The organism is Burkholderia sp. 3C, assembly GCF_054589155.1.
Genome location: NZ_BAAILN010000012.1, coordinates 103,402 through 105,844, shown reverse-complemented (window position 1 = coordinate 105,844; position 2,443 = coordinate 103,402). Strand labels below are relative to the sequence as shown.

The following is a 2,443-nucleotide window of genomic DNA, read 5'->3' as shown; positions in this document are numbered from 1 at the left end:
TCCCCGATCGCGGGCGCATGCGCCCGCCACGACGATGGCTTTCACTCCTTACGATTTCCCCCCCGCGTTGCATCGTTTTCCTTCGCGTTTGCGCTTGAGGCCGTTGCTGGCTCGCGCCGCGTGGCTGCTGCCCGCAGCGCTGGTGCTGCCCGCGAGCGCGAGCTTCGCGGCCGGGCTTTACGGCGGCAACGATCAATACGTCGGCGGCGGGCAGGGCGGCTACGGGCAGCCCGGCTATGCGCCGGCGCAGCAAGTCGATTCGAATCAGGACGACGACGGCGCGCCCGCGTATCCGCCCGTCAGCGCGCCGCCGCCACCCGATCAACCCGGTTACCCGCAGCGTGGCGCCGATGCGCCCGGTTACGTGCCTCCGCCGTACGGCCAGACGAACCCGTTGTATGCGCAACCGAATGCGCAGCCTGATCGGCCGCAACCGCAGCAGGCCCAGCCCTATCAATCGCAGCCGTATCAGTCGCAGCCGAACTCGCAATACGGTGCGCCCGGCTACGGCGGTGCGCAGCCCGCGCCGAATGCACCGAACATGAACGGGCAGAGCGGTTATCCGCCGCCCGACGCGGCACCGCCGCCTGACGATTCGGACGACGACGGCCCGCAACCCGGCCAGCCCGGCTATGGCGGCCAACAGGGATATCAAGGCCAGCCGGGCTATCAAGGTCAACAGGGCTACCAAGGCCAACCCGGCAACGCGGGGCCGTCCGCCTATCTGCCGCCGAGCCCGCCGCCCGGCTACGGGCAGCCCGACGATTCGTCCGGTCAGCCGCCGTATCCGCAACCCGGTACGCAGCCGTACGGCGCGCAGCCTCCGCAAGCAGGCTACGGGCAGCCTTCATATGCGCAGCCCGGCTACGGCGTGCAATACGGCACCATCGCGGCGATCCGTCCGATCGGCGGCGGCACCAGCCCGTCGGGCGTGGCGGGCACGGTGGTCGGCGCGCTCGTCGGCGGCGTGCTCGGCAATCAGATCGGTCATGGCCACGGCCGCAGCGCAGCCACCGTGATCGGCGCGCTGGGCGGCGCGGCGGTCGGCAATCAGGTGGGGCAGCAGATGAACGCACCGTCCGGCTATCGGATCGACGTGCAACTTTCGGACGGCACGATGCGCGGCTTCGACGTGCCCGGCGCGGGCGATTGGCAACCCGGCGACCACGTGCGGATCGACGCGGGCAACCGGTTGTCGCGGTATTGAGCGCTTGAGGGGAGGCGGAGCGCGCCGGATTACCCGGCCGCTTTGGGACGTTTGGGTTTGGCCGCGGCCTTGGCCTGCCGGTTCGCCCGATTGAGTGCGACGGCCTCCCGGATCAACGCGACGAAGGCCGCCTCGTCCACCGCTTCGCCTTCGCGGATGTCGATCGCGCGCCGCACCTTGCCGTCGAGGCTCGCGTTGAACAGGCCGGCCGGATCGGCCAGCGCCGCGCCCTGGGCGAACGTCAGCTTGACCACCGCCTTGTAGGATTCGCCGGTGCACAGGATGCCGTCGTGCGACCACACCGGCGTGCCTCTCCATTTCCATTTCTCGATCGCGTCCGGGTCGGCCTGCCGGATCAGCGCGCGCATGCGGGCCAACGCGGCGCCGCGCCAGTCGTCGAGTTCGGCGATGCGGGCGTCGATCAGGGCCGAGGCGTCGGCGTCGTCGCGGCCGACGGCGGAATCCTTCGTCCCCATGCCTGCCTCCTCACGCGCGCCGTATCAGATGTACCACTGCGCCGCCACGTCCTGCAGGCGCTGACGCATCACGTCGCATTCGCGCGCGATCTTGTCGTTGATCGACACGAAGCCCGACAACTGCGCGGGCACCTCGCCGTCGGCCGGAGCACTGACGGCCGGCAGCGGTTGCAGGCGCGCCAGCGTGCCGAATTTCAGCGCGCGGCTCGGCCCGATCAGCAGGCCGTGGATGCGGCGGTTCAGCGGGCGTTGCGCCGTTTGCACGTAGTGGCGGCCGGCCACGTCGCCATCGGCCGGCTGCACGCTCGCCAGCATTTCGAGCGAACTGATCACGAGCCGCAGCGAGCGCTGGATCGCGTCGAGCTGCGCCATCGTGATGTCGGTTTCCTTCGACACCCACGGCATCAGCGAACGCATCTGCACCAGCAGCGCGTTCAGCGCGGCCATTTCCTTCAGATGAGCGGTATCGCTGACCGTTTGCGCGCTGACGATCCGCGCATGCACCACCGCGCAGGCGCGCAGCGAATCGGCCAGCTTGTAGCGCCACGAATAGGTGGCGTACAGCGGCAACGCGAACGAGAACGCCAGCGCGATGCCGATCCCGACGATCACGTTCACGGCGCGCCACAGCCCGTCGACGATCTCGTTGTCGCCGTGCCCGGCCACGATCAGGATCGTGATCGCCGACAGCAGCGCGACATAGCCGGCCTTGCCGATCGCGTAATAGGCGCAGAGCCCGCACAGCACGCTCATCACCAGG

Annotated in this window: 2 protein-coding genes and 1 pseudogene; 1 reads left to right on the top strand and 2 read right to left on the bottom strand. The window is 69.5% G+C overall.

What is annotated here, in order from left to right:
- Positions 1 to 664: 664 nt before the first annotated feature.
- Positions 665 to 1,207: pseudogene (locus tag ACYP33_RS01565) on the top strand (glycine zipper 2TM domain-containing protein); the annotation flags it as partial.
- Between the two features lie 29 nt (positions 1,208 to 1,236).
- Here the strand turns inward: ACYP33_RS01565 and ACYP33_RS01560 are convergent.
- Together ACYP33_RS01560 and ACYP33_RS01555 are read right to left on the bottom strand one after the other, a co-directional pair.
- Positions 1,237 to 1,683 carry a DUF1801 domain-containing protein gene (locus ACYP33_RS01560; protein WP_459619283.1) on the bottom strand — a complete coding sequence of 149 codons (447 nt, stop codon included), beginning with the start codon at positions 1,681 to 1,683 and terminating at the stop codon, positions 1,237 to 1,239.
- 24 nt (positions 1,684 to 1,707) lie between these two features.
- Positions 1,708 to 2,443: FUSC family protein (locus ACYP33_RS01555; RefSeq protein WP_459619281.1), on the bottom strand; the 736-nt coding region annotated here is incomplete at its 5' end.